The sequence below is a fragment of the Micromonospora sp. ATA51 genome, from assembly GCF_016802855.1.
GTDB lineage: Bacteria > Actinomycetota > Actinomycetes > Mycobacteriales > Micromonosporaceae > Micromonospora > Micromonospora sicca.
Genome location: NZ_JAEVHJ010000118.1, coordinates 1 through 18,615, shown reverse-complemented (window position 1 = coordinate 18,615; position 18,615 = coordinate 1). Strand labels below are relative to the sequence as shown.

Genomic DNA, 18,615 nt, shown 5'->3' with positions numbered 1-18,615 from the left:
CACCACCGGCACGGCGAACCGGTCGGGGTCGCGGCGGCGGGCGGTGCCGGCCGGCGCGGTCCACGAGGTCGCGGTGGTCTCCGCCCAGCCGCCCTCGCGGCCCCGGCCGGTGCGGCTCCTCTCCTCCTCGGCGGAGCGGCGGCGGACCAGGCCGGCGAAGAGTCCCGGGCTCTCCTCGGCCGGCCTGCCGGCCATCGCCTGGTTCAGCGCGGCGGCCTGGTGCTGCTCCCGGCTGCGCCTGCCCAGGTGGACGGAGACCCGGACCAGCAGCGCCAGCACCACCAGCAGCACGCAGGCCAGGTAGCTCAGCACCACCCAGGACCTGGCCGGCCGGCCCGCGTTGAGGCCGTGGAGCAGGGCGAACGGCCAGGAGACGTAGGCCATGGAGTGCAGCGCCCGCCACAGCCACTTCGGACCTACCCCGGCGAAGCGGACCCGGATCAGGCCGGTCCAGAGCACGCTGACCATCAGGAAGGCGGCCACGGTGCCCAGCCCGACGTAGAGCCCCCGGCCCCCGATGAACGGCACCACGGCGTCGGTCGCGCGGCCCGGCCGATCGAGATCTTGGTGATGACGTGGACGACCAGTCCGGCCACGCCGAGGATGCCGGTGGCCCGGTGCGCGGACTGGAGCAGCACCCGATGCCGGATCAGCAGCACCAGCCGGTCGGTGGCGAGCAGCCCCATCATCACGGTGAGGCTGAGCGAGACCAGGGCGACCACCCCGGCGAAGAACTCGGTGAAGAAGAAGCCGTACGCGTACACCGTCCCGCCCGCGCCGGCCAGTTCGACGCCGGCCCAGGCGAGGGCGAGCGCGGACGCGGTCAGCGCGACCAGTGCGGACTTGGACCGGGTCCGGGCACCTCGACTGGTGCTGGTGGTCCGGACGGTCGCCGCCTTCTCGTTCTGCTCTGCCCGGGCCATCTGCTCCTCGATCGTGTCTCACGGCGGCGCCCCCACCGGCCGACCCTGCTCCCTCCTCAGGTACGGAGCGGCGTGGCGAGCGGATCAGCCCGGTCGCGAATTTCTCGGCCGCTCCGTCGAACCGGGTGCCCCCGGCGCGCGTGTAGCGCCAAATCCAACGACGCATTTCCATCCGTTGACAGCCGTTGCAACACGCTTGTAACCTTGCCGAAAATTTCAGGCCACTGTTGCAAGAACTCGACAGTGGAATCCTCCCCCCGCGCCGCGCCACCCCGTCCTCCGTACCCCCAGGAGTCCCGATGCATCGACGCCGATGCCGCTCGGCGGTCCTCGCCCTCGGCATGATCGCCAGCCTGCTCGTACCGACCGTCGTGGCGGCTCCCCCGGCCGCCGCGGCCCCGTCCGGCACCAAGAAGGTCATCGCCCAGCTCTTCGAGTGGAACTGGCCCTCGGTGGCCAGCGAGTGCACCAGCGTGCTCGGCCCCAAGGGCTACGGCTACGTCCAGGTCTCCCCGCCCCAGGAGCACGTCAAGGGCAACCCGTGGTGGCTGGCCTACCAGCCGGTCAGCTACCGGGTCGAGTCCCGCAAGGGCACCCGCGCACAGTTCCAGTCCATGGTGAACACCTGCCACGCCGCCGGCGTCAAGGTGATCGTCGACGCCGTCATCAACCACATGTCCGGCCAGGACATCGGCGGCACCGGCTGGGCCGGCTCGTCGTACGGGCACTACGACTACCCGGGCAGCTACCAGACCCAGGACTTCCACCACTGCGGCCGCAACGGCGGCGACGACATCGTCAACTACAACGACCGGTACGAGGTGCAGAACTGCGAGCTGGTCAACCTGGCAGACCTCAGGACCGAGTCGGACTACGTCCGGTCGAAGCTCGCCGGTTACCTGAACGACCTGCTCTCGCTCGGCGTGGACGGGTTCCGGCTGGACGCCAGCAAGCACATGCCGGCCGCCGACATCGCCGCCATCAAGGGCAAGCTCTCCCGCTCGGCGTACGTGGTGCAGGAGGTCATCTACGGCGCCGGTGAGCCGATCCAGCCGACCGAGTACACCGGCAACGGCGACGTGCACGAGTTCCGGTACGGCAAGGACCTCGCCCGGATGTTCAACAGCGAGCGGCTGGCGTACCTGAGGAACTTCGGCGAGGCGTGGGGCTACCTGCCCACCGGCTCGGCCGCGGTTTTCGTGGACAACCACGACACCCAGCGCGACGGCGGCGTGCTCACCTACCGCAACGGCGGCACCTACGCGCTCGCGAACGCGTTCATGCTGGCCTGGCCGTACGGCTCGCCGACGGTGATGTCGAGCTTCACGTTCAGCAGCCGGGACCAGGGCCCGCCCTCGGACGCCAACAACAAGACGCTCAACACCACCTGCTACTCGGGCTGGCAGTGCGAGCACCGCTGGCGGGTCATCGCCAACATGGTCGCCTTCAACAACGCCACCCAGGGCGCCGCCGTGGCCAACTGGTACGACAACGGGTACCAGCACATCGCGTTCAGCCGGGCCGGCAAGGGCTACCTGACCGTCAACGACGAGGACTTCGCGGTCACCGGCCGCTCCTACTACGCGGGGCTGCCCGCCGGCCGGTACTGCGACGTCATCCACGGCGACTTCAGCAACGGCTCCTGCAGCGGGCCGGTGATCACGGTGGACGCCAACGGCTGGTTCGCGGCGAACATCAACGCGCACGACGCGGTCGCCGTCCACATCGGCGCGAAGCTGCCCTGACCCGACCAGGCCCGGCCGGCCCGATCCGACCGGCCCGGACCGACTCGGAGGCCCCCCGCACCGCACTTCAGCCGAGCGGGGGGCTTCCTTTCCTTTACAGTCACTTTGTGCTGTTTGACCGTTTGATCTCCCGTTGGACGCTGGGCTGGCTGCTCGCCGCGCTCGGCGTACCGCTGCTGCTCCTGGCCGCACTGCTGGTCGGGCGGACGCTCACCGGCGGGCCGACGCCGACCGGGGCCGCAGCCGGCCCCGTGGTGACCGGCCCGGCCGGCCCCGTCGCGACCGACCCGGCGCCGACACCCGCGGAGTCGGTACCCGCGGCGGCGCCCGCCCCGGACGACCTGCCGGTCGTGGACTACGAGCCCGCGCCACGCGGCTTCCCCACCGACCCGGGATCGGGCGACACCCGCCCGCTCACCGAGGGGCTCGCGCCCACCCGGCAGATCGCCGCCTACGACGCGCCCGGCGGACGCCCGCTGGCCTTCCTCGCCCCCACCATCCGGGACGTGAAGCTGACCATGCCGGTGGTCGACCACCGCGTCGGCTGGACGGCGGTGCTGCTCCCCTCGGCCAACCGCCGGATCGCCTGGCTGCCAGCCGGCGGCTGGACCACCGTCGCGCTCCGCGACCAGATCGTGGTGGAACGCCGACCGCACCGGCTGACCTGGTACCGCGACGCCCGCCCGGTGAAGTCGTGGGAGGTCAGCCTCGGCCGGCCGGGCCAGTTCACCCCGCTCGGGCGGACCTTCATCCTCGGCCGCACGCCCCCGCCGCAGGCGGTCTACGGCGGGGTGGACATCTTCGCCCTCGGCGCGATCCCCGACGATCCGGGCGCCGTCCCGGCCGGGCTGCGCGGTGCCCACATCGGACTGCACAGCTGGTACAACGACGACACCCTCGGGCAGAACGTCACCAACGGCTGCATCCGGCTGACCCGCAGCGGCCAGCGCCAACTCCTCGGCGAGGTGCCCGCCGGCACCGGTGTCGTGGTGGTCGACGAGCTGCCCGCCCCGCCGGCCACCGCCTGACCGGCGCGCTCACTCGCCGAGCAGCCAGCCGTTCTCCTCGGCGATGCGCACCGCGTCGGCCCGGTTCCGCGCGCCGGTCTTGCCGATCGCGGCGGAGAGGTGGTTGCGCACCGTCCCCTCGGACAGGTGCAGCACGGCGGCGAGCTGGGCCACCGTGCCGCCGCCCCGGGCCGTCCGCAACACCTCGGTCTCCCGTTCGGTCAGCGGACTGGCCCCGGTGGCCAGGGTCTCCGCGGCCAGGGTGGGGTCGACCACCCGAAGCCCGGCATGCACCCGGCGTACCGCGTCGGCGAGCTGCCGGGCCGGGGTGTCCTTCACCACGAAGCCGTTGGCGCCCGCCTCCATCGCCCGCCGCAGGTAGCCGGGGCGGCCGAAGGTGGTCACCACCAGCACCCGGCAGCCGGGCACCGCGGCGCGCAGCGCGGTGGTCGCGGCGATCCCGTCCAGGCCGGGCATCTCGACGTCGAGCAGGGCCACGTCGGGCGTGGTGCGGCGGGCCTCGGGGACCACCTCGTCGCCCCGCCCGACCTCGGCGACCACCGTGAGGTCCGGCTCCAGCGACAGCAACGCGGCCAGCGCCCCCCGGACCAGCGCCTGGTCGTCGGCGAGCAGCAGCCGGATCGGCTCGCTCACCGGTCGACCGGAAGGGTGACGCGGAGCAGGAAGCCCGGGCCGTCCGGACGACGGCCGACGGTGACCGTGGCGTCCAGCCGCCGGGCCCGCTCGCGCAGCCCCACCAGCCCGTGCCCTCCCGGCCCGGCGGACGCCGCCGCGGGTCCCCGCCCGTCGTCGCGGATCTCGACCAGGCCCGGTTCCACCCGGATCACGCAGCGCCGCGCCCCGCTATGCCGGACCACGTTGGTCACCCCTTCCCGTACCGTCCAGCCGAAGAGTTCGTCCCGCTCCGCCGGCAGCTCCGGCACCCCGTCCGGCAGCTCCACGGCGATGCCCGCGGCGGCGAGCGCGGAGCGGGCGCCGGCCAGTTCCCCGGCCAGGCTGATCCCCCGGTACGCCCCGACGGTGCCCCGCACGTCGGCGAGGGCCTGCCGGGCCAGCCGTTCCACGTCGGCGATCTCGGTGGCCGCCCGGGCCGGATCCAGTTCCAGCAGCCGGCCGGCCAGCTCCGCCTTCACCGCCACCACGGTCAGCGAGTGGCCCAGGATGTCGTGCAGGTCCCGGGCGGTGCGCGCCCGCTCCTCGGCCACCGCGAGCCGACGGATCTCCTGCTGGGCGGCCTGGAGTTCGCTGTTGCGCTGGGCCAGCCGGGTCACCCCGAACATGGCGAACGAGGCGAGCAGCACCGCGAAGACCACCGTGCCCTCCGCCTCCCAGCCGGGCACCAGCGCGGCGGTGACCGGTGGGGTCAGCGCGGCGAGGACGACCACCGCCAGCGCGTGCCGGTTCGGCAGCAGGAACACCGCCGCCGCCGCGACGAAGACCAGGGTGGTCAACCAGTCGCCGCCGGTACCCGGGATGCCGGCCAACCCGAGCGCGAGCAGCAGCGCCACGGCCGCCCACGCCCGGCCGACCGGGATGGGCCGGTGCTGCTGCCGCTGGGCCCGTGCCCACTGGAAGACGCAGACGTAGAGGACCCCGAAGGCGAGCAGCGTCACCGCGCCCACCACCCGCCGCCAGACCTCCGGCTGGTGCAGGGCGGCGAGCAGCGGGATGTTGAGGAAGAAGAGCCAGACCGCGGCCAGCAGCCAGCCGGTGACCCGCCAGTGGCGGCTCGCCGGCCGGATCGGGTCCGGCGGAAGGTCCATCCGGAACACGCTAACCTCCGCCGTCCCGGTCAGACGCGGGTGGTGTCCCGGCGGAACAGCCGGGCCGCGCCGAGGCCGAAGAGCACGGTCCAGCCGGCCACGTTGCCCAGCGCCACCCAGTCCAGCCCGGCCCCGGTCAGCGGGGCCCGGGCCAGCTGGCCGACCCCGTACACCGGGGTGAACTTGGCGATCTGCTGCAGCGTGTGCGGCAGCACGTCGAGCGGGACGAAGAGGCCGCCGAGCATGGCCAGGATCGCCAGGATCGGGCCCATGAACTGCATGACGTTCTCGGCCGGCGCGAGGTAGCCGACGAAGAGCCCGAAGGCGGCGAAGACCAGCGAGCCGAGCCAGGCGGTGAGCCCGGACAGCAGCCAGACCTGGACGGGCAGCCGGACCCCGGCGGCCGCGCCGACCGCGAACTCGACGAGCACCGCGATCAGCCCGAGCACCATGGCGGTGGCCACCTTCGTCGCCACGTACGCGGGCGGGCGCAGCGGGGTGAGCCGGAGCTGCCGGCTCCAGCCCAGCGCCCGCTCGGTGGCCACCGCGGCACCGGCGCTGGTGGTGGCGACCATGGCGCCGTACACGGCGAGGCTGATCATGATCCAGCCGGTGACCGGGCGGCCGTTGGGCAGCTCCTGTCCGCGTTGCGGGAGTCCGAAGAGGAGGAAGAAGACCGCCGGCATGACCAGGATGAAGACCAGCGTCCGGCGGTTGCGCAGGACCCGGCGGATCTCGATGGCCAGCACGGCGGTGGAGAACCCGCCCAGGGCGGGGGGCCGCCGGTCGGCGCGGGTGACGGACGGGGCGGAGGGGGCGCCGACGGTCATTTCAGGCTCCGATGGTCTGGGCGGTCGGGCGGGCGGCGGTCGGGCCGGGGTGGTCGAGCCATCGGTGGCCGGCCGTCGGTGGTGAGGGCGAGGAAGGCGTCCTCGAGGTTGCGGGAGGTGATCTCGACGTCCCGGGCGGCGGTCCGGGTGAGCAGGTGCCGGGCGACCTCGTCCGAGTCGTCGGTGCGGACCAGCACCACGTCGCCGCGTACCTCGACCGCGCGGACGCCGGGCAGGGCGGCGAGCACGGCCTGGTCGGCGCCGGGGAGGGTGGCCCGGACGATCTGGCCGGCGGCCAGGTTCTTGATCTCCGCGGTGGTGCCGTCGGCGACGACCCGGCCCTGCCGCACCAGCACGATCCGGTCCGCGTACGCGTCGGCCTCGTCCAGGTAGTGGGTGGCGAAGATGATGGTCCGGCCGGTCCGGGCGTCGGCCCGGATGGCCTGCCAGAAGTCCCGCCGCCCCTCGACGTCCATGCCGGTGGTGGGCTCGTCGAGCACCATCAGGTCCGGGTCCGGGAGCAGCGCCAGGGCGAAGCGCAGCCGCTGCTGCTGGCCGCCGGAGCACTTGCCGACCAGCCGGTCGGCGATGGACGCGATGCCCGCCCGGTCCAGCACCTCGGCCACCGGCCGGGTCCGGCCGTAGAACTCGGCGGTCATCCGCACCGTCTCGCCGACGGTGAGGTCCTTGAGCAGCCCGCCGGTCTGCATCACGGCGGCGACCCGGCCGAGCCGGACGGCGTCGGCGGGGGTGCCGCCGAAGAGCCGGACGCTCCCGGCGTCCGGGCGGGCCAGCCCGAGCAGCATGTCCACGGTGGTGGTCTTGCCGGCGCCGTTCGGGCCGAGGAAGGCCACCACCTCACCGGGCTCGATCCGGAGGCTGAGCCCGTCGACGGCGGTCACCGGGCCGAAGGTCTTGGTGAGTCCGGCCAGTTCGACGGCCGGTGCGGTGTCGGTCATGACAAGAATGCTCCGGCGGCCGGCCGTCCCGCCCCCGGAGCGGCCGTCACGTTCCGGCCATGACATTTGTCAGGCCGCACAGGTGCGGGGGCGGCCCCGCCGGGTAAGCGCCCCCGGACCACACCGCGGAACCGGGAGGAACGCCATGGCCAGCGCGCCGACGGTACGGGTCGACACGATCGTGCTCATCCACGGCCTCTGGATGACGCCCCGGAGCTGGGAACACTGGGTCGACCGGTACGCGGCCCAGGGCTTCAAGGTGCTCGCCCCGGCGTGGCCGGGCATGGAGGCCGAGGTGGCGGCGCTGCGCGCCGACCCCACTCCGGTCGCCGAGCAGCGGATCGCCGACATGGTCGACCACTACGCGGCGATCATCCGGGACCAGCCCCGCCCCCCGATCATCATGGGACACTCCTTCGGCGGCCTGGTCACCCAGCTGCTGATCTCCCGCGGGCTCGGCGCCGCCGGCGTCGCGATGCACCCGGCCCCGGTCAAGGGGGTGCTGAAGCTACCGCTCAGCACGCTGCGCTCCGGGTTCTCCATCCTGCGCAGCCCGGCCAACCGGCACCGGGCGGTGCCGTTCACCCCCGACGATTTCGCCTACGCCTTCGGCAACACCCTGAGCCGCGAGGACTCCGACGCGGCCTGGGAGCGGTACGCCGTCCCCGGCGCCGGGCATGTCTTCTTCGAGGGCGCCTTCGCCAACCTGGACCCGAACTCGGCCACCAAGGCGGACACCCACCGGGACGACCGGGCACCGCTGCTGATCACGACCGGCACCGAGGACCATGTGGTGCCGCCGACGCTGGCCCGGTCCGCCGCCGGCCTCTACCGGCCGTCCCGCGCGGTGACCGCCTATCACGAGTTCCCGGGCCGGTCGCACTTCGTCGGTGGTGAGCCGGGCTGGGAGCAGGAGGCCGACTACGCGCTGGAGTGGGCGGTCGAGGCGGCCAACGAGTTCTCGCCGACCGTGGTCAGCGAGGCCCCCGGCCGGTGATCGGTGCGGGCGGTGGCATGTCGGGGCGAGGTGGGGGTATGACGGACGCATGAGGGCGAGCTTCCGGCTTGGCCGGATCGCGGGGGTACCCGTCGGGGTCAACTGGAGCGTCCTGGTCATCTTCCTGCTGATCGCCTGGGGGCTGGCGGCCAACCAGTTCCCGCGCGCCTACCCGGACCGGCCGGCCCTGGCGTACGCGGCGGCCGGCCTGAGCGCGGCGGTGGTCTTCTTCCTCGGCCTGCTGGCCCACGAGGTGGCCCACGCCGTGATCGCCAAGCGCAACGGCATCGCTGTCGAGGGGATCACGCTCTGGCTCTTCGGCGGCGTCTCCGAGCTGCGCGGCGAGGCCCGCGACCCGGGTGCGGAGCTGCGCATCGCCGGGATCGGGCCGCTGGTCAGCCTGATCATCGGCCTCTTCTTCGGCGGCATCGCGATGCTGCTGGCCCTGGCCGGCGCGCACGGCCTGCTGCTCGGGTCGCTGGCCTGGCTGGCCGGCATCAACATCCTGCTGGCGATCTTCAACGTGCTGCCGGCGGCGCCGCTGGACGGCGGCCGGTTGCTGCGCGCCGCGGTGTGGAAGGCGACCGGCGACCGGACGAAGGCCTCGGTGGTGGCGGCCCGGGCCGGTTGGGTCCTCGGCGCGCTGCTGATCGGCCTGGGGCTCTGGCAGTTCCTGGTCGGGGCCGGGGTGGGCGGGCTCTGGCTGGCGCTGATCGGCTGGTTCCTGATCGGCGCGGCCGGCATGGAGGAACGGCAGGCCCGAACGGGCAGCGCGCTGCGCGGGGTCCGGGTCGGCGAGGTGATGACGCCGCAGCCGCAGACCGCGTCCGGGGACATGACGGTCGCCGACTTCGTGGACCACTACCTATTCGCGTACCGGCACTCGACGCTGCCGCTGACCGAGGACGGCCGGCCGGTCGGGCTGGTCACCCTGGACCGGGTCCGCGGCATCCCCGCCGATCGGCGGGCCACCACCACGCTGGCCGAGGTGTCCTGCCGGGCCGACGAGCTGGTGCTCGCCGCCCCGGACGAGGCGCTCAACGACCTGCTTCCCCGGCTCAGCGAGTGCGCCGACGGCCGGGCGCTGGTGGTGACCGACCAGCGGCTGGTGGGGATCGTCTCGCCGAGCGACATCAGCCGGGCGGTGCAGCGCGGCAGCATGCGCGAGCAGATGACGACGGGCCGCCGTTAGGCAGGTGCCGGGGCAAGCCGGGCGGTGAGGTCGGGGGCGCCGGGGCCGGAGAGCTCCGGGAGGACCGCGTAGCGGCCGGTGAGCAGGAGCAGGATCGCCGCGGTCGGTCCCTCGACCTGCGGGCCGCGCCCGACGGACCAGGCGTGGTCGACGGCGACGAGTTCGAACCCGTCCAGCCGGCGGCGGGCGTGGAACGGCCAGCCCATGGTCCAGACCCTCGTCGCGGCCGTGGCCGCCGCGTCCATGGGCATCGGGCGGCTCCGGCCCAGCGGCAGGGCGATGTCCTGACCGTGCACCAGGACGTCCAGCAGCGGCTCCAGGCGCGTCACGCCCGGCGCCTTCCGGCGCGATCCGACCATGCCACGCAGGCGGATGGCGTACTGCTCGACAGGGAGCGCGGCCTGCCGTACGGCGGTGTCGTGGATCATGCGATCGAAGCTGCCGCGGGCCCGCAGCATCGCCACCGCCGCGGACCGTACCCCGGTGTGGGCGAGGGTGAGGTGCGCGGCGACCTCGCGGACCCGCCAGCCGGCGCAAAGGGACGCCGTCTCCCACTCCGGTCCGGACAGGTCGTCGAGGAGGTCGGCAAGGCTGGACCGCTCGTCGTCGATGGCCCGCCAGACGTCGTCCCGATTCATCGCCGCCCCCTTGATTTGGTACGATCCTCTGACCAATATTCGTCAGGACATCTGACCAAGTCAAGGGGCCGAATGAGCGAGAGTCCACTCGACGACGAGCCGAACCTCGGACTGCTCTGCTTCATCGCGTACCGGGCCATGGAGTCCCGCGTGCTCGACGCCGTCGCCGCCGCCGGATTCGATGACGTCACCGCGGCGCAGGGGCGGGTGTTCGCCCGGATCGGCCCGGACGGCACCCGGGTCACCGAGCTCGCCGAGCAGGCGCGGGTCACCAAGCAGACCGCCGCGTTCCTCGTCGACCAGCTCGAGCGCGCCGGCTACGTCCGCCGGATGCCCGACCCCTCCGACGCCCGAGCCCGGCTGGTCACCATCACCGCGCGCGGCGAAGCCGCGATCCGGGTGGCGAGAGCCGCCGAGGCAGAGGTCGAAGCCGAGTGGACGCGGCACCTGGGCCGGCAGGCCACGAGCCAACTACGGCGGGCGCTCACCCGGCTCCGGGAGATCACCGACCCGTACCAGTGATCAGACCGGCGTCGCCCAGCAGCCCGCGCAGGGACGCCCGGGTGAAGGCGGCGATGGTGAACGAGTCGGTGATCACGCCGTCCCGGATGAGCGCGCCGACCTCGCCGGGCGGGCGGGCCCGGACGGCCCGGATGCCCTCCCCCGTCTCGGGTGCGCCGACCGCCCGGATCTCCACCAGGTAGAGCCGGACCTCGTCGGTGCAGGTCCCGGTGTCGGGGTGCAGCACCCCCAGGTCGACCAGGCGGACCGGTTCGGCGGCGATCTCCTCGCGCAACTCCCGGGCGGCCTGTTCGTCGGCCGGCACACCCGGCTCCCCGAACCCGCGGGGGGCCTCCAGGTGCCACCGGCGGGTGGCGTGCCGGAAGTGCTCGATCAGCACGACGGCGCCGTCGAGCACCGGCAGCAGCACCACCCCGTACGCACCGCCCACCGAGATCGACCGGAGGTACGTGCCGAGGGCACCGCCGGGGAACCGGACCGGATCCCGCAGCAGGGTCAGCCACTCGTCCTGGTACGCGACTCCGGTCCGGCTCCACTCGACGGGCAGGCCCCGCGCCCGCAACGCCTCGGCCTTGGCCCGTTCCGCCGCGGTCACCTCTGCCGGGTCGTCGAGGATCTCCACCGCGGCGTCGGGCGGATTGCGGAACAGCTCCGGCAGCCGGGCGCGCAGTTCCTGGTAACGGCGGCGGTCCGGGGTGTCGCTCACTCGTCCTCCCGGGGTCGGTCGATGTTCGGTTCCGAGTCGCGGTCGACGTGTCCGTCGGTCACTGGGAACCCGCCCTCCCGCATCCGGCGGACGAGCTCCTCCCATTCTTCGCGGGCCCGCTCCAGCCGGACCCGCATGACGTCGATCCCGGTCGCCAGCTCGTTCCCGGCCCGACGCTGGTCCCTTCCGACGACCGCGAACCGGACCACCGCCTCCGCACCCCGGGCGGCGACCTCGGTGGCCACGTCACCCAGGACCTCCAGCCGGGGATCCCCGTCGTAGATGAGGGAGGCCGACGCGCCCAGAACCTCGACGGTGATCCGGATGACCGGCTGCCAGATCCGCATGTGGCTCCGACGGCGCTCGCCGACGATCTCCGCCAGCCGCCTGGCGAGGGCGAGGTACCGGTCGTAGACCGCCTGCCCGCGGGCCACGAAGTCGGTCGGATCGTCGAGGAGCGCCTCGAGCGCGGTCAGGTAGCCGCGCCACTCGTCGGTGTCCCGCGCCTGCCGTACGTGGCGCAGATCCAGTCCGGTCAGGTCGATCCGCAGTGGGGACTGCGCCAGGTCGAACGCCTGGGGCCGTAGCGTCCTGAGCAGGTCGAGCACCTGGAGCAGGTCCTGGCGCGGTACGCCGTCCTCGGCCGTCCTCCGCGTCCGGACCGGTGGCCGTTCCTGGAGCGCGGTACGACGCAGCGAGTCGGTGGGGATCAACGCGTACCGCTCCACGGCGTCCGGCACGGTGGTGTTGTACCGCAGATCGATGATCTGCTTGAGTTCCGCCACCAGGGGCGCCGACCGGAACCGGCCCTGCGCCGGCTGCGTGCCCGGCTCGACGAGGAACGTCCGGTAGAAGCTCTCCCGGTCGGCCCGGTCGGTGTCGGCCGCCCACAGGGTCACGTCCCGCAGCCGCTGCTTCAACAGCGGGATGTCCGCCTCGTCGAGACCCAGGTCCCGCCGCAGCGCGTCGAGGTTGAAGCCGCGCAACTGCAGCAGGAAGCGGTGGAACTCCTCGAACATCAGCCGCTGCGTGCACTCGTCGTTCTCGGTGTCGTCCCAGCTCAGGCGGAGGCACCGGATGGCGTCCAGGTCGCCGAGGAGGTCCCGCCACGCCGACCAGCCGACCTGGTCGACCGTGAACCGCGGCTCGTCGGCGGGCGACCTCTCCCGGAGCAGGAAGGGCACCAGCACGCTCTCGTCCAGCAGCGCCCGGAAGGCGTCCCGCTGCGGCCCACGGTCGACGAAGTCCTGGTAGACGACCGGATTGTTGAAGAAGTAGGCCCGGTTGACGATCACCTGCTCGGCGTTGAGCAACGACCGCAGATACTCGGCCCGGGCGTCCTGCCGGCGACGCCGCTCGACATCCTCGTAGGACAGCCGGCGGACCAGCATGTGGTCCAGCAGGTCCCTGGTGACCCACTGGTTGTCCAGGCACTGGGCGACGACGCTGATCCTGGACAGGTCCCGGTTGTCGACCCGCACCAGCCCGTCGGGGCCGGGAAGCTCCGGTGCCATCACACTCCTCGTGGATCCACGATGGACGATCGGGTCTCCAGGCTAGTCAACGCCACGGCATCGTGGTTCCGCTGACCGGTCCGACGTCCGGCGCGGACGGTCCCCGTGCGGACGGCTAGCGGCGGGGGAAGTAGCGGTCCAGCAGCTCCGTGCGGAACTTCCCCGCCGGGTCGAGGTCGGTCGCCAGGGCCAGGAAGTCGGCGTGCCGGGGGTACGCGGCGGCCACCGCCGCCGGGTCCAGCCCGAAGACCTTGCCCCAGTGCGGTCGGGGTGCGAACGGCGCCAACCGCTCCTCCACCGCGGCCACCACCGGCGTCACCGCCGCCTCGTCACCGATCCAGGTGAAGTGGATGGCGAGGCTGTCCCGCCCGTGGTTCGGGCTGAGCCAGAGCGGGTCGGCGGCGACCGTACGCAGCTCGCAGATCTGCAGCACGGCGGCGATCCGGTCGGCCACCCCGTCCAGGGCGGCGAGTGCCTCGGCGGCCACCTCGCGCGCCACGTGGTACTCCGACTGGAGCTCGTCGCCGCTGCTCGGGGTGAAGCCGAGCCGGAAGTGCGGCAGCCGTTCGTGCCATGGCCCGGGCACGCCGAGCTGCGGGGTGCAGTTCTCCGCCGGCATGCCGGGCACCGGGTGCCGCTGCGCCGGGGCCGCCGTCGTACCGAGCCAGTCGGCCGGGGGCGGCGCCTGGTCGACGCGTTGCTTGCGCCACACCTGGTCGAGCCGCGCGGAGCGCCAGTCGGTGAAGGCGCTGACGCTGTACGCCGAGGCGAAGGCGGCGCCGAGGGCGTCGCGCGGCAGGCCGAGCCGGACGTACTGCCGGACGTCGAAGGTGGGCACCACGTCCAGGGTCACCCGGGTGACCACGCCGAGCGCGCCGAGGTTGACCACCATGCCGGCGAACCGCTCGTCGGCGCGGTCCACGGTCAGCAGGTCACCGTCGGCGGTGACCAGTTCCAGGGCGGCGACCGCGGTGGCCAGGTTGCCGTGGGTGTCGCCCGAGCCGTGGGTGCCGGTGGCGACCGCGCCGGCCACCGAGATGTGCGGAAGGGAGGCCAGGTTGGCCAGGGCGTACCCCTGGGCGTGCAGCCGGGTGGCGAGGTCGCCGTAGCGCAGGGCGGCGGCGACGGTGACGGTGCCGCGCTCCGGGTCCAGCTCGACGGCGGGTGGCAGCCCGGCCAGCGAGACCAGGTCCCCGGTGGTGTCGCCGAGCCGGTTGAAGGAGTGCCCGGTGCCGACGGCCCGGATCCGCTCGCTGCCGGCGACCAGCCGGCGCAGCTCGTCCATGCTGGACGGGGTGTGCCGGCGGCGGGCGGCGTAGCGGACGTTGCCGGCCCAGTTGCAGGCGGCGGGGCCGTCGCTCACGAGGTCGTCCTCCGGTCCCTCGCCGGCTGGTCGTTCACCGGCCCGTCGCTCGCCGCCCGATCGCTCCCGTCGCTCGCGGGGCGGTCGGGCGACGCGTCGGCGGGACGGGCCCGGGCGTCGATGAAGCGGTCGCCGGCGTACCGGGCCAGCGCCGCCGCCACCTCGTCGGGCGCCTGGCGCACCTGCGCCAGGTCGAGCAGCTCGATCGCGGCCCGCCCGTCGGCCGGGTGGTACGCGGTGGCCGGCGGGCCGGGTGGCAGCGCGGTGCCCGGCACCCCGAGCAGCCGGGACGAGCCGGACCGCGAGCCCGGTCGGGGTGCGTCGTCGAGCACCAGGGCGTCGAACTGGTCCCACCGGTACGTGCCGCGCAGTCCCGGCCGCCGCACGTCCAGCCCGTCCGGTCCGATGACGAAGCGGAACGGTCGCAGCGCGCCGAGCAGCACCACGCCGCCGAGGATGACGGCGCCCAGGGCGGCCAGCGTCCGCAGCACCCGGTCGCCGCCGACGATCAGCACCGTCACGCCGCCGACCACGCAGACGGTGGCCAGCACCAGCGGGCCCCGGTCCCGGCGCAGTTCCATGTGGTCGTACCCCCGTTCGCGGCCCATCGTCGGGTGCATCATCCGTCGCCTTGTCAAGGGGTGGACACCGGACGATCGGGCACGGTTGCGGCGGCGTGGACGGGGAACCCTACCCGGATGAGCAGCTACCACGATCCGACCCTGCGCGGCGACGTGTACCCCTCCGAGGAGGAGATCGACCCGACCGGCGTGGGCCCCGACCCGGCCGGCGCGCCGTCGGCGTACCCGACCGCTCCGGTGCCGGCACCCACCCCGGAGCCCGAGCCCGACCCCGCGCCCGGACCGAAGCCGGCGCCCCGGGCGGCCGGTCCGGGCGGGCTCAGCGCTGCGGCATGACTTCGCGGCGCGGTCCCGGGGGCGTCGGGACCAGCGTGTATTACTTGACAGGCATATGAGCGAGAGGGCATATTGGGCTGGTGTCCGTCGACGCCTTCGCCGTGCTGGCCGAGCCGAGCCGGCGCCGCATCCTGGAACGGCTGCGCCGTGCCGAGAGCAGCGTCGGCGACCTGGCCGACGCGCTTGGGATGAGTCAGCCGACCGTCTCCAAGCACCTCAGGGTGCTCCGCGAGGCCGGCTTCGTGACCGTCCGCACGGCGGCCCAGCAGCGCATCTACCGGCTCGACGTACGCCCGCTGCGGGCCGTGGACGACTGGCTGGGGCCGTACCGCCGGCTCTGGGCGGACCACCTCGACGCCCTCGAACGCCATCTGGACAGTCAGGAGTGACCATGGACCGCGACCACTTCCGACCCGGCCCGCTCGCCGAGGTGGCCCGGGTGCCCGCCGACGACCGCTGGGAGCTGGTCTTCGTCCGGGACCTCCGGCACCCGCCGGAGAAGGTGTGGGCCGCCCTCACCGAGCCGGACCGGCTCGCCCAGTGGGCGCCGTTCCTGGCCAGCCGCAACCTCGACACCCCGGGCGAGGCCACGCTCAGCACGGTCGACGGCGAGGAGAGCTTCCCCCAGCCGGCCACCGTGCTCCGCGCCGAGCCGCCGACCCTGCTCGAGTACACCTGGGGTGACGGCCTGCTCCGCTGGGAGCTGAGCCCGTCGGCCACCGGCACCCGGCTGACCCTGCGGCACACCGTCGACAAGCCCGAACTGGCGCCGATGATGGCCGCCGGCTGGCACCTCTGCCTGGACGTCGCCGACCATCTGCTCGACGGCGACCCGGTCGGCCCGATCCGCGGGGCCGAGGCGATGGACTTCGGCTGGGACGAGCTGCGCGACGCGTACGCCGAACGGCTGGACGCCGAACCGCCGGCGCACTGACCGGCGGACCTCACGCCCGGCGCGGCGCCGGGGTGTCCGGGAGGGTGATCGCGGTGGCGGCCCGGCGGATCGGCTCGGTCACCCGGCGGATCATCCGCTCCCGGCCGGGCAGGTGCGGCATCAGGCGCAGCATCAGCGTCTGGAACCGGATCTGCGCGGCCGAGCCCAGCACCATGCCCTTGAGGTTGCGCGCGGCGAGCCCCTGGTTCGCCGCGACGAAGGGGCGCATCCGCCGCTCGTAGTCGGCGAAGCCGGCCCCCGGGTCGTCGGGCGCCGCCGCGAGCGAGGTGGCCAGCACGTACGCCCCGACCAGGCTGAGACTCGTGCCCTGCCCGGACGCCGGCGACGGCCCGTACGCCGCGTCCCCGACCAGGGCGATCCGCCCGGTCGACCAGCGGTCCATCCGGACCTGGCTCATCGAGTCGAAGTAGAAGTCGGAGGCCGCCCACATCGCGTCGAGCAGGCGCGGCACCTGCCATCCCAGGCCGGCGAACGCCTCCACCAGCAGCGCCTTCCGGCCGGCGCCGTCCAGGTTCCCGGCGGCGCCCTCGGGCGAGGGGAAGATGAACATCGCCCTGGCGTCCGGTGAGCCGGCGGTGCGGTAGACCCCGACGCTGCGCCCCGGCGCCGGGTGCATCAGCTCGACGCGCTCCTCGCCGAACTCCGCCGGCACCGTGAAGATCGCGATGTGGTGCCCCAGCGGCCGCAGGTGGGCCGATTCGGGACCGAAGGCCAGCCCCCGCACGTTCGAGTGCAGCCCGTCCGCGCCGATCACCAGGTCGAACGTCCGGTTCGGGCCACGCTCGAAGGTCACCTCGACCCCCTCGGGCGACGGGGTCAGGGTGGCGATCGAGTCGTCGAAGACGTACTCCACGTCGCGGGTGGCGTCGGCGAGGATGCGGGCCAGGTCGCCGCGCATGATCTCGGCGTCGTCGCCCTCCCGGCCGCCGAAGAGCGCGGCGTCCATGGTGGCGAGCTGCGCGCCGGCCGAGTCCACGAAGCGGGCCGACCGCATCCCGGTGTCGTGCCGCTCGACCTGCCCGCGCAGGCCCATCCGGTCGATCACCTCCAGGGCGGCGCCTCGGATGTCCACCTTGTAGCCGCCATCGCGCAGCGCCGGGGCGCGCTCCACGACGGTCGGACGGAAGCCGTGGCGGCGCAGCCACCAGGTGAGCGCGGGGCCGGCGACGCTGGCGCCGGAGATCAGAACGGTCGGCATGCCGCTCACTGTACGGATGTTTCAGACGTTTGTGCAAGACATTTGTGCCAGAAATCGGCTAGGCTGCCGACATGGGAAATCGGGAAGACCTGCTCGCCGGCGCCAAGCGCTGCCTGATCGAGAAGGGGTACGCGGGCACCACCGCCCGGGACATCGCCGCCGCCTCCGGCACCAGCCTGGCCGCCATCGGCTACCACTTCCGCACCACGAAGGCGCTGCTCAACGAGGCCCTGTTCGAGGCGATGGCGGAGTGGGGCGAGGAGCTGCAACGGGCCCTCGCGGTCGACGCCGGCCCCGACGCCACCCCGGAGCAGCGGTTCGAGGCGGCCTGGACCCGGATCATCGAGTCCTTCGCCCGGCTGCGGCCGCTCTGGGCCATCCAGTTCGAGCTGATCGCCCAGATGGACCGGACCCCCGAGCTGCGCGAGGCGTTCGCCACCGCCAACCGGCAGGCCCGGCTGGGGCTGGCCGAGATCTTCCACCACCTCGACCCGGCGACGGACGAGGCGGGGGCCCTGGCGCTCGGCGCCTTCCACCAGGCGCTGCTGGCTGGGCTGGCGACCCAGTCGCTGGTCGATCCGGACAGTGTCCCCACCGCGCGGGACCTGATCCGGACGATGCGCACGGTCACCGCCGGGTTCAGCGGCTGACCGGGGCGGAGGGGGCAGCGCGGAACCACACCGGTGTGATCTGATCCCTGCCGATGACGACACCGAACGCCCCCGCCACCGAGCCCGCCGGCACGGCCACGCCGCCGCACGTACGCCGCATGATCGTGCTGATGCTCGCCAACCTGGCCCTGAGCGCCCTGCTCGCCGGGCTGATGCTGATCTTCCAGGAACAGCTGGTGAACTACCAGCTCGCCCATCAGGCGCTGCCCGCCGGCACGGACCTCGCCGCCGCCCGGGAAACGCTGCACTCCTCGGCGTGGTCCCGCATCCTGCCGGTCGCCCTGATCTCGGTCGCCTACCTGGCGGTGATCCACGGGCTGCGGCTCGGCCGGCGCAAGGCGTATCGGCAGGTCATCTTCATCTCGGTGATCGTGCTAGCCGCCACCGGTCTGACCCTCACCCAGCCGTTGCCGTGGTGGGTGCGGGCGGTCAACATCGCGAAGGCGCTGGTCGCGGCCGCGCTGCTCGTCCTGGCCAGCCGTCGACAGGTCCGCGAGCGGTTCGCCGCGACCCGCCGACCCGACCTGGTCGACGGCTTCCCGTCCTGAACGTCGCCCCTAGGCCGTGTCTCCTGGATCATGGGTTGCGGCGGTCCGGTTTCGCGCGTAGCCAGATGAGGATGTCGGCGATTTGCACGGTGGCCCGGTAGCGGCAGGCGAGCTTGTCGTACCTGGTGGCCACGGCGCGGAACTGC

21 protein-coding genes and 1 pseudogene are annotated in these 18,615 nt (G+C 73.5%); 10 read left to right on the top strand and 12 right to left on the bottom strand.

The genetic code is table 11. From position 1 onward, the window contains the following. Both JNW87_RS19195 and JNW87_RS19190 read right to left on the bottom strand, forming a co-directional pair. Positions 1-528, bottom strand: a pseudogene (locus tag JNW87_RS19195) (hypothetical protein); the annotation flags it as partial. Further along, positions 468-923, bottom strand: a complete 456-nt coding sequence (locus JNW87_RS19190) for a hypothetical protein (RefSeq protein ID WP_238454158.1) — start codon at positions 921-923, stop codon at positions 468-470. The pseudogene JNW87_RS19195 and the gene JNW87_RS19190, both read right to left, overlap by 61 nt. A gap of 299 nt (positions 924-1,222) precedes the next feature. Here JNW87_RS19190 and JNW87_RS19185 point away from each other — a divergent pair, with 299 nt between their 5' ends. Beyond that, positions 1,223-2,668, top strand: coding sequence for an alpha-amylase family protein (locus JNW87_RS19185; RefSeq protein WP_238454157.1), 1,446 nt, complete (start codon positions 1,223-1,225; stop codon positions 2,666-2,668). Between the two features lie 107 nt (positions 2,669-2,775). Beyond that, a complete protein-coding gene (locus JNW87_RS19180; protein ID WP_238454156.1) occupies positions 2,776-3,696 on the top strand; it encodes a L,D-transpeptidase in 921 nt (306 codons plus the stop codon). Between the two features lie 9 nt (positions 3,697-3,705). Here JNW87_RS19180 and JNW87_RS19175 read toward each other — a convergent pair whose 3' ends face one another. From JNW87_RS19175 to JNW87_RS19160, 4 genes are read right to left on the bottom strand one after another with little or no spacing between them, the layout of a single operon-like run. Continuing rightward, on the bottom strand, positions 3,706-4,329 hold the full coding sequence (locus JNW87_RS19175) for a response regulator transcription factor (RefSeq protein WP_109805277.1): 624 nt from the start codon (positions 4,327-4,329) through the stop codon (positions 3,706-3,708). Continuing rightward, positions 4,326-5,459 (bottom strand): sensor histidine kinase, encoded by a 1,134-nt coding sequence (locus tag JNW87_RS19170; RefSeq protein WP_238454155.1) that lies wholly within the window; start codon positions 5,457-5,459, stop codon positions 4,326-4,328. The genes JNW87_RS19175 and JNW87_RS19170 overlap by 4 nt, the downstream gene beginning before the upstream one ends. 29 nt (positions 5,460-5,488) lie before the next feature. Continuing rightward, on the bottom strand, positions 5,489-6,289 hold the full coding sequence (locus JNW87_RS19165) for an ABC transporter permease (RefSeq protein WP_238454154.1): 801 nt from the start codon (positions 6,287-6,289) through the stop codon (positions 5,489-5,491). Next, the gene (locus JNW87_RS19160; RefSeq protein WP_238454153.1) at positions 6,286-7,248 is read right to left on the bottom strand and encodes an ABC transporter ATP-binding protein; all 963 of its coding nucleotides are present in this window, start codon (positions 7,246-7,248) and stop codon (positions 6,286-6,288) included. Before JNW87_RS19160 ends, JNW87_RS19165 begins: the two co-directional genes overlap by 4 nt. 145 nt (positions 7,249-7,393) lie before the next feature. Here JNW87_RS19160 and JNW87_RS19155 point away from each other — a divergent pair, with 145 nt between their 5' ends. Together JNW87_RS19155 and JNW87_RS19150 are read left to right on the top strand one after the other, a co-directional pair. Then, the gene (locus JNW87_RS19155; RefSeq protein WP_238454152.1) at positions 7,394-8,245 is read left to right on the top strand and encodes an alpha/beta hydrolase; all 852 of its coding nucleotides are present in this window, start codon (positions 7,394-7,396) and stop codon (positions 8,243-8,245) included. Positions 8,246-8,294: 49 nt separating this feature from the next. Next, positions 8,295-9,437, top strand: coding sequence for a site-2 protease family protein (locus JNW87_RS19150; protein WP_238454151.1), 1,143 nt, complete (start codon positions 8,295-8,297; stop codon positions 9,435-9,437). Here the strand turns inward: JNW87_RS19150 and JNW87_RS19145 are convergent. Next, the gene (locus JNW87_RS19145) at positions 9,434-10,075 is read right to left on the bottom strand and encodes a maleylpyruvate isomerase family mycothiol-dependent enzyme (protein ID WP_238454150.1); all 642 of its coding nucleotides are present in this window, start codon (positions 10,073-10,075) and stop codon (positions 9,434-9,436) included. The genes JNW87_RS19150 and JNW87_RS19145 overlap by 4 nt on opposite strands. A 72-nt stretch (positions 10,076-10,147) precedes the next feature. Here JNW87_RS19145 and JNW87_RS19140 point away from each other — a divergent pair, with 72 nt between their 5' ends. Further along, positions 10,148-10,597 carry a MarR family winged helix-turn-helix transcriptional regulator gene (locus JNW87_RS19140; protein WP_238454149.1) on the top strand — a complete coding sequence of 150 codons (450 nt, stop codon included), beginning with the start codon at positions 10,148-10,150 and terminating at the stop codon, positions 10,595-10,597. On the opposite strand, the gene JNW87_RS19135 is transcribed toward JNW87_RS19140, so the two are convergent. The 4 genes from JNW87_RS19135 to JNW87_RS19120 form a co-directional block, all read right to left on the bottom strand. After that, positions 10,578-11,303, bottom strand: coding sequence for an NUDIX hydrolase (locus JNW87_RS19135; protein ID WP_238454148.1), 726 nt, complete (start codon positions 11,301-11,303; stop codon positions 10,578-10,580). The genes JNW87_RS19140 and JNW87_RS19135 overlap by 20 nt on opposite strands. Then, the gene (locus JNW87_RS19130; RefSeq protein ID WP_238454147.1) at positions 11,300-12,817 is read right to left on the bottom strand and encodes a hypothetical protein; all 1,518 of its coding nucleotides are present in this window, start codon (positions 12,815-12,817) and stop codon (positions 11,300-11,302) included. The genes JNW87_RS19135 and JNW87_RS19130 overlap by 4 nt, the downstream gene beginning before the upstream one ends. 115 nt (positions 12,818-12,932) lie before the next feature. After that, positions 12,933-14,102, bottom strand: a complete 1,170-nt coding sequence (locus JNW87_RS19125; RefSeq protein WP_238454159.1) for an FAD-binding protein — start codon at positions 14,100-14,102, stop codon at positions 12,933-12,935. A 74-nt stretch (positions 14,103-14,176) separates the two neighbouring features. Continuing rightward, a complete protein-coding gene (locus JNW87_RS19120) occupies positions 14,177-14,788 on the bottom strand; it encodes a hypothetical protein (protein ID WP_238454146.1) in 612 nt (203 codons plus the stop codon). Between the two features lie 90 nt (positions 14,789-14,878). Between JNW87_RS19120 and JNW87_RS19115 the strand changes: the two genes are divergently transcribed. From JNW87_RS19115 to JNW87_RS19105, 3 genes are all read left to right on the top strand, one after another. Then, the gene (locus tag JNW87_RS19115; RefSeq protein WP_236648427.1) at positions 14,879-15,097 is read left to right on the top strand and encodes a hypothetical protein; all 219 of its coding nucleotides are present in this window, start codon (positions 14,879-14,881) and stop codon (positions 15,095-15,097) included. Between the two features lie 80 nt (positions 15,098-15,177). Continuing rightward, positions 15,178-15,486, top strand: coding sequence for a helix-turn-helix transcriptional regulator (locus JNW87_RS19110; RefSeq protein WP_238454145.1), 309 nt, complete (start codon positions 15,178-15,180; stop codon positions 15,484-15,486). A gap of 2 nt (positions 15,487-15,488) precedes the next feature. Next, complete coding sequence (locus JNW87_RS19105) at positions 15,489-16,031, top strand: SRPBCC family protein (RefSeq protein ID WP_238454144.1); 543 nt, start codon at positions 15,489-15,491, stop codon at positions 16,029-16,031. A gap of 10 nt (positions 16,032-16,041) precedes the next feature. Here the strand turns inward: JNW87_RS19105 and JNW87_RS19100 are convergent, their stop codons facing one another. Next, a complete protein-coding gene (locus JNW87_RS19100; protein ID WP_238454143.1) occupies positions 16,042-17,250 on the bottom strand; it encodes an FAD-dependent monooxygenase in 1,209 nt (402 codons plus the stop codon). A 71-nt stretch (positions 17,251-17,321) separates the two neighbouring features. Here JNW87_RS19100 and JNW87_RS19095 point away from each other — a divergent pair, with 71 nt between their 5' ends. After that, positions 17,322-17,900 (top strand): TetR/AcrR family transcriptional regulator, encoded by a 579-nt coding sequence (locus JNW87_RS19095; protein WP_238454142.1) that lies wholly within the window; start codon positions 17,322-17,324, stop codon positions 17,898-17,900. Between the two features lie 53 nt (positions 17,901-17,953). Further along, entirely contained in the window at positions 17,954-18,469 is a 516-nt protein-coding gene (locus JNW87_RS19090) for a hypothetical protein (RefSeq protein WP_238454141.1), read from the top strand. The last annotated feature ends 146 nt before the right edge of the window (positions 18,470-18,615 follow it).

Coding starts and splice junctions, on each gene's coding strand:
- JNW87_RS19190 (WP_238454158.1), bottom strand. CDS start 923: ATGGCCCGGGCAGAGCAGAACGAGAAGGCGGCGACCGTCCGGACCACC.
- JNW87_RS19185 (WP_238454157.1), top strand. CDS start 1,223: ATGCATCGACGCCGATGCCGCTCGGCGGTCCTCGCCCTCGGCATGATC.
- JNW87_RS19170 (WP_238454155.1), bottom strand. CDS start 5,459: ATGGACCTTCCGCCGGACCCGATCCGGCCGGCGAGCCGCCACTGGCGG.
- JNW87_RS19165 (WP_238454154.1), bottom strand. CDS start 6,289: ATGACCGTCGGCGCCCCCTCCGCCCCGTCCGTCACCCGCGCCGACCGG.
- JNW87_RS19160 (WP_238454153.1), bottom strand. CDS start 7,248: ATGACCGACACCGCACCGGCCGTCGAACTGGCCGGACTCACCAAGACC.
- JNW87_RS19155 (WP_238454152.1), top strand. CDS start 7,394: ATGGCCAGCGCGCCGACGGTACGGGTCGACACGATCGTGCTCATCCAC.
- JNW87_RS19150 (WP_238454151.1), top strand. CDS start 8,295: ATGAGGGCGAGCTTCCGGCTTGGCCGGATCGCGGGGGTACCCGTCGGG.
- JNW87_RS19145 (WP_238454150.1), bottom strand. CDS start 10,075: ATGAATCGGGACGACGTCTGGCGGGCCATCGACGACGAGCGGTCCAGC.
- JNW87_RS19140 (WP_238454149.1), top strand. CDS start 10,148: ATGAGCGAGAGTCCACTCGACGACGAGCCGAACCTCGGACTGCTCTGC.
- JNW87_RS19130 (WP_238454147.1), bottom strand. CDS start 12,817: ATGGCACCGGAGCTTCCCGGCCCCGACGGGCTGGTGCGGGTCGACAAC.
- JNW87_RS19125 (WP_238454159.1), bottom strand. CDS start 14,102: ATGGACGAGCTGCGCCGGCTGGTCGCCGGCAGCGAGCGGATCCGGGCC.
- JNW87_RS19120 (WP_238454146.1), bottom strand. CDS start 14,788: ATGGGCCGCGAACGGGGGTACGACCACATGGAACTGCGCCGGGACCGG.
- JNW87_RS19115 (WP_236648427.1), top strand. CDS start 14,879: ATGAGCAGCTACCACGATCCGACCCTGCGCGGCGACGTGTACCCCTCC.
- JNW87_RS19105 (WP_238454144.1), top strand. CDS start 15,489: ATGGACCGCGACCACTTCCGACCCGGCCCGCTCGCCGAGGTGGCCCGG.
- JNW87_RS19100 (WP_238454143.1), bottom strand. CDS start 17,250: ATGCCGACCGTTCTGATCTCCGGCGCCAGCGTCGCCGGCCCCGCGCTC.
- JNW87_RS19095 (WP_238454142.1), top strand. CDS start 17,322: ATGGGAAATCGGGAAGACCTGCTCGCCGGCGCCAAGCGCTGCCTGATC.
- JNW87_RS19090 (WP_238454141.1), top strand. CDS start 17,954: ATGACGACACCGAACGCCCCCGCCACCGAGCCCGCCGGCACGGCCACG.